We start from the raw sequence: 5,282 nt of genomic DNA, 5'->3' as shown, positions 1-5,282 counted from the left end.
CCCTTAGTTGTTATTGACTGATAACTTCCTCGCTTATCGTTATGCATCGACTGATAACATGTCAAGAGGCATTCGAACGAGGAGGCAGTGACGCCCATGACGAGAACCCGGATGACCGCGTCCGAGCGCAGCGCCCAGGTGCTCGAAGCCGCGATCCATGCCTTTGCCGAAACCGGCTATGCCGCAACGAAAACCGATGAGATCGCTCGGCTGGCGGGAGTGTCGCAGCCCTACGTGATCCGCCTGTTCGGAACCAAGCAGCAGCTGTTCATCGCCTGCCTGCTGGAGGTGTGTACACGCATCGAGCAGGTTTTCCGTGACGCCGAGATCGCCCCCGGCGCCGACACCGCGGAGGCATTGCGCACCCTCGGCCACGGCTTCGATGTCTTCCTGGCCGAACGCGAACTCCCCCTCGTACTGCTGCACGGCGCCGCCGCGAGCGCGGATCCGGCGATCGGCGACCACATGCGGGAGCGATTCGGTCGCATCTATCGCCTGATCGGCGAACTCACCGGCGCCGACACACTGGAATCGCGCCGCTTCGTCGCCACCGGCATGCTGCTCACCATCATGACCGCGATGCAGGTCGCGGGCAGCGATGCGATCACACTCCCCTGGGCCACCGAAATCCTCACCGACCTGCGCAGTGCCACCACCCCCTCGTGCTGAGGCCGGTCAGCGCGCGAGCAGCGCGGACCAGTTCTGCGCATCGGCCCAGTCCGTGAACGAATGCCAGGCGACGTCGGGGTACGCACGACGCAGGCCGCTGACATCGACGTCGAGGCCGACGGTGGCGAAGTAGTCGAACATGGCGGCCAGATCCTCGGAATGGCCGCGAACGTAGTCGAGCGGGACTTCGTGGTGTGCGATCGGACGGCCGAGGGCGACAGCCAGGGCGGCGGCGAGCCGGTCCGGGGTGAGTTCGTCGGCGGCGATGTCGATGCGGCGGCCCGCGAACTCGGCGCGGCGATCGAGGGCGAGCGCAGCGAAGGCGCCGATGTCCTCGGCACAGATCAGCGTGAGCGGGCGATCGGCGGGCATCGGCCAGGCGAAGGTGCCGTCACGGAGGCCGTCGAGGGTCCAGCCGGTGGCGTAGTTGTCCATGAAGGCGGCGGGCGCGATGACGGTCCACGGGACGCCGCTCGCCCGCAGATGCTCTTCGATCGCGAATTTGCTGTCGTAGTGCGGGATTCCGGTGGCGCGGTCGGCATGCGCGGCGGAGGTGAAGACGATGTGGCCGACATGTGCGGCACCGGCGGCATCGATGAGGGTGACGCCGTGGCGGGTTTCGGCGGCGGTGTCGGTGCCGAACGGCGTGGTCACGGCGAAAAGGGAGTCGACACCGGCCAGGGCGACGCCGAGGGAGCCACGGTCGTCGAAGTCGGCGTAGTGGATCTCGGCGCCGAGATCGCGCAACGCCACCGCGGCGGGGCCGTCGGGAAATCGGGTGAGCGCGCGGACGCGGTGACCCAGGGTGAGCAGGGCGCGAGCGGTGGCGCCGCCCTGTGCGCCGGTGGCACCGGTCACGGCGATGGTGAGCATGATGTTTCCTCCGGTATGATTTGCTGTGTGGCACATTAACTGTGTCATGCAGCAATCTATCCGTTTTAACTGCGTCGCGCAGCTGATAAGGAGTGTGATCCGGATTACAGAGCAGAGTCGACGTGCCCGCTACGCGGAGTTGTCGCGCGTCTCACGGCAATACATGGCCTCGTATGTCCTGTTCAATCAGGCAGTCGCCGACCATCTGGGCCTCCACCCCACCGATCTGCAATGCCTGAGCCTGCTCACCGCGGAGCCGCAGCCACTCACCGTCAAACAGATCGCCGATCTGACCGGACTCACCACCGGCTCCGCCACCCGATTGGTCGATCGACTCGAACGCGACGGCTATGTGATGCGCGAACCCGACGCCGAGGATCGCCGCCGGGTGCTGGTCTCCCCCGTACCCGAGCGCGTCGCCCGCGTCACCGCCGTCTGGGACGACCTCGGCGAGGGCTGGGAGGCGCTACTCGACACCCATACCGAGGACGAGCTCGCGGTGATCACCGATCACATGCGCAAGGCCGAGCAGCTCAGCCACACCCAGATCGACTATCTCCGGGGCCGCGCCGCACCGGCGTGAGAACTACCTCGCGTGCTGGACGCGGGCGCTCGCGTAGAGGCAGATAGCCGCTGCCGCAGCCAGATTCAGGCTTTCGGCGCGGCCGTGGATGGGGATGCGGATGCGGTGATCGGCGCGGGCGGCGACGGCGGGGTCGAGGCCGTGGGCCTCGTTGCCGAAGAGCCAGGCGACCGGTCCGCGCAGGATGTCGTCGGCGGCGTCGAGGTCGACTTCGCCGTTGGCGGCGGTCGCGAGGATCGTCACGCCCGCGGCGGAGATCGCGTCGAGAGTCGCGGTGATGTCGCGGCTGCGGGCCACGGGGACGTGGAAGAGGCTGCCCGCGCTGGCGCGCACGCATTTGCCGTTGTGCGGGTCGACGGTCTCGCCCGCCAGCACCACCCCGTCGGCGCCGACCGCATCGGCGACCCGGATCAGGGTCCCCGCGTTGCCGGGTTCGGCGATCTCCACCGGGACGGCGAGCATCCGTGGGCGACCATCGAGAATCTCACCGAGCGGCACGTCGATGAGTTCGCACACCGCGACCAGGCCGGGCGCCGTGACGGTTTCACCGAGATGTTCGGCGGCGCGATCGCTGACCAAGGTGGTACGGACGCCGTCGGCGGTGGCACCGGCGATCAGCGCGTTCTCACGACCGGCGGCCGCGAGCGAATAGAAGATCTCCCGGACGCGGCCGGTCTCCAGAGCGGCGGACACCGCGTTGGCCCCCTCGGCGAGGAACAGGCCAGACTTGCGGCGCTGGGCCGCGCGCTGGAGCTTGACAGCGGAAACGACCCGCGGATTGCGCTCGGAGAGCGCGTCCACGGGCCGTTCCGACAGATCGCTGTGTGTTGTCAAGCTCAGGCAGCGGTGGCCGGGGCGTTGACGTCGGCCGGCAGCGCGGCCTTGGCGACAGCCACCAGGCCGGCGAAGGCCTCGGCGTCCGAGACCGCGAGCTCGGCGAGGATCTTGCGGTCCACCTCGACACCAGCGGCCTTGAGGCCCTGGATGAAGCGGTTGTAGGTGATGTCGTTCAGACGCGCGGCGGCGTTGATACGAGCAATCCACAGCTTGCGGAAGTCACCCTTGCGCGCCTTGCGGTCACGGTAGGCGTAGGTCAGCGAGTGGAGCTGCTGTTCCTTGGCCTTGCGGTACAGGCGCGAACGCTGGCCCCGGTAGCCCTTGGAGGCCTCGAGGATGGAACGGCGCTTCTTCTGAGCGTTGACGGCCCTTTTGACGCGTGCCACTGTGATAGTCCTTGATCATCTGGGGGCGCGGCGGCGCCCGAATTCGGTAGTTGTCGGCGTCCGGTTATCCCGGCCGCGGAATCGTCGGGTTGCGACGGTCGAGCTGACCGGAGAGGTCAGGCGAGACCGAGCAGCCGCTTCACGCGGGGGACGTCGACGGAAGCGACGGACTCCGTGCCTTCCAGACGACGAGTCCGGCGAGAGGACTTGTGCTCCAGGAGGTGGCGACGGTTCGCCTGCTCGCGAAGCAGCTTGCCCCGGCCGGTCACCTTGAATCGCTTCTTGGCGCCGCTGTGGGTCTTGTTCTTCGGCATGGATTCCTCTATCTAGTCGTTGAAATCGTTTTACTGCGGGTCGGCCGGCGCAGCCTGCTCGGCAGGCGCGGCCTGCTCGACCGGTGCGGCCGGTTCGACCGGCGCGGCCGGGTCTGCACTCGCGGGACCGGTCGGCAGCGGCTGACGTGTCGCCGCCGGCGCCGAAGAGTCCTGCTGGGCCTTCACCCGCGTCTTCGCACCCTTGTGGGGAGCGAGGACCATGGTCATGTTGCGGCCGTCCTGCTTGGCCGAGGTCTCGACGAACCCGAGATCGGCCACATCGGAGCCCAGACGCTGGAGCAACCGGAAGCCGAGTTCGGGACGCGACTGCTCACGACCGCGGAACATGATCGTGACCTTGACCTTGGACCCGGCTTCGAGGAAGCGAACCACGTTGCGCTTCTTGGTCTCGTAGTCGTGGTCGTCGATCTTCGGACGGAGCTTCTGCTCCTTGATCACGGTCTGGACCTGGTTCTTACGGGACTCGCGCGCCTTCTGCGCGGTCTCGTACTTGAACTTGCCGTAGTCCATGATCTTGCAGACCGGCGGACGGGCATCGGGTGCTACCTCGACGAGGTCGAGGTCGGCTTCGAGCGCGACGCGTAGTGCATCTTCAACACGCACGATCCCAACCTGTTCGCCGCCGGGTCCGATGAGACGAACCTCGGGAACACGGATGCGATCGTTGATGCGGGTCTCAGTGCTGATGGGGCCTCCTAGGTCAAGCGGTGTCGTCTTAACGACCGCACGCAATAACTGCAACCCCTGATTCAACACGAAAGCCCCGCTGCGGTATTTCTCCGCGACGGGGCCCGATGTCGACCGATCGCCCACAGCCGATGCCCTCACGAGCTCGGTTGTCGACCCCCGCGCGCCAGGCACACGGGAAACCCACCACAATGAGCGGGTGACCGGGACCGTTTATCCGAACGATGGATCGCCGGTAACGGTGGGAGTCGGGCTCCACTTATCTGCCCCACGGATGCATGACACATCCAGGGGCGGTCGTCAGCGGAAAGTCTAGCATGGCGTTGGGCTATCACCGAATCGGCCGGGCGCGAGCAACCGCGATCGGGCTCGCTATAGCCTGATCAGCATGACTGACGAGCTCGATCCTCCTGTGCGCGACCTGGCCGACATCCCCGCTGTCGAGGTGATCAGCCGGGCCGCCGTGATGCTGATGAGTTCGGCCGCGGAGAAGCTGGGCCTGGCAGGCGAGAACCCGGATTCGGGCGCGGGCGTCGACCTCGACGAGGCGCGCCGGGTGATCACCGCACTGGCCGGACTGGTCACGGCCTCGGTGGAGTACCTCGGCCCGCACGCGGGCCCGATCCGCGAGGGTTTGCAGGCGCTTCAGCGCGCGTTCCGCGAGGCATCCTCGGTACCGGACGCGCCGGGGACGGGACCGGGCGAGAAGTACACCGGTCCGGTGCACTGACGTTCCGCACAACGAAAAGATCCGCCGGCGCAGTGCGTCGGCGGATCTTTTTCTGTGCTGCGAGCGAACGTCGCGACTCAGACCACGGGGGTCGGAGTGGGACCGCCGGGGGTGACCGAGACGGCCGAGCCGGAGGAGATCATGTTGGCGAGTGCGGTGAGCAGTGCCGCGCTTCCGGTATC

The 5,282-nt window shown here is 67.2% G+C and carries 8 protein-coding genes; 3 read left to right on the top strand and 5 right to left on the bottom strand.

Annotated features, from left to right (window positions below):
* Positions 1-96 precede the first annotated feature (96 nt).
* Entirely contained in the window at positions 97-669 is a 573-nt protein-coding gene (locus ACFWF3_RS23170; RefSeq protein ID WP_379315241.1) for a TetR/AcrR family transcriptional regulator, read from the top strand.
* Between the two features lie 6 nt (positions 670-675).
* Here the strand turns inward: ACFWF3_RS23170 and ACFWF3_RS23165 are convergent, their stop codons facing one another.
* Positions 676-1,542 carry an NmrA/HSCARG family protein gene (locus ACFWF3_RS23165; protein ID WP_379315240.1) on the bottom strand — a complete coding sequence of 289 codons (867 nt, stop codon included), beginning with the start codon at positions 1,540-1,542 and terminating at the stop codon, positions 676-678.
* Between the two features lie 94 nt (positions 1,543-1,636).
* Between ACFWF3_RS23165 and ACFWF3_RS23160 the strand changes: the two genes are divergently transcribed.
* Positions 1,637-2,125: a MarR family winged helix-turn-helix transcriptional regulator gene (locus ACFWF3_RS23160; RefSeq protein ID WP_378994134.1), complete on the top strand. Its 489-nt coding sequence runs from the start codon at positions 1,637-1,639 to the stop codon at positions 2,123-2,125.
* Between the two features lie 3 nt (positions 2,126-2,128).
* On the opposite strand, the gene ACFWF3_RS23155 is transcribed toward ACFWF3_RS23160, so the two are convergent.
* The 4 genes from ACFWF3_RS23155 to infC all read right to left on the bottom strand — a co-directional run bounded on the left by ACFWF3_RS23155 (position 2,129) and on the right by infC (position 4,424).
* Positions 2,129-2,926, bottom strand: a complete 798-nt coding sequence (locus ACFWF3_RS23155; RefSeq protein WP_378994132.1) for a TrmH family RNA methyltransferase — start codon at positions 2,924-2,926, stop codon at positions 2,129-2,131.
* 35 nt (positions 2,927-2,961) lie between these two features.
* Positions 2,962-3,348, bottom strand: coding sequence for a 50S ribosomal protein L20 (gene rplT, locus ACFWF3_RS23150; protein ID WP_019046423.1), 387 nt, complete (start codon positions 3,346-3,348; stop codon positions 2,962-2,964).
* Positions 3,349-3,464: 116 nt separating this feature from the next.
* Positions 3,465-3,662 carry a 50S ribosomal protein L35 gene (gene rpmI / locus ACFWF3_RS23145; RefSeq protein WP_056824456.1) on the bottom strand — a complete coding sequence of 66 codons (198 nt, stop codon included), beginning with the start codon at positions 3,660-3,662 and terminating at the stop codon, positions 3,465-3,467.
* A 30-nt stretch (positions 3,663-3,692) separates the two neighbouring features.
* Positions 3,693-4,424 (bottom strand): translation initiation factor IF-3, encoded by a 732-nt coding sequence (gene infC, locus ACFWF3_RS23140; protein WP_378637346.1) that lies wholly within the window; start codon positions 4,422-4,424, stop codon positions 3,693-3,695.
* Positions 4,425-4,758: 334 nt separating this feature from the next.
* On the opposite strand from infC, the gene ACFWF3_RS23135 reads away from it, so the two are divergent.
* Positions 4,759-5,100, top strand: coding sequence for a DUF1844 domain-containing protein (locus ACFWF3_RS23135; protein ID WP_378637057.1), 342 nt, complete (start codon positions 4,759-4,761; stop codon positions 5,098-5,100).
* Positions 5,101-5,282 lie beyond the last annotated feature (182 nt).

This window comes from Nocardia sp. NPDC060220 (genome assembly GCF_042727815.1).
Taxonomy (GTDB): Bacteria; Actinomycetota; Actinomycetes; order Mycobacteriales; family Mycobacteriaceae; genus Nocardia.
This window is presented reverse-complemented; position numbering and strand designations above follow the sequence as displayed.

What these genes read in the sequence shown, in the direction of transcription:
- ACFWF3_RS23170 (WP_379315241.1), top strand. Translation starts at nt 97, where the DNA reads ATGACGAGAACCCGGATGACCGCGTCCGAGCGCAGCGCCCAGGTGCTC.
- ACFWF3_RS23165 (WP_379315240.1), bottom strand. Translation starts at nt 1,542, where the DNA reads ATGCTCACCATCGCCGTGACCGGTGCCACCGGCGCACAGGGCGGCGCC.
- rpmI (WP_056824456.1), bottom strand. Translation starts at nt 3,662, where the DNA reads ATGCCGAAGAACAAGACCCACAGCGGCGCCAAGAAGCGATTCAAGGTG.
- ACFWF3_RS23135 (WP_378637057.1), top strand. Translation starts at nt 4,759, where the DNA reads ATGACTGACGAGCTCGATCCTCCTGTGCGCGACCTGGCCGACATCCCC.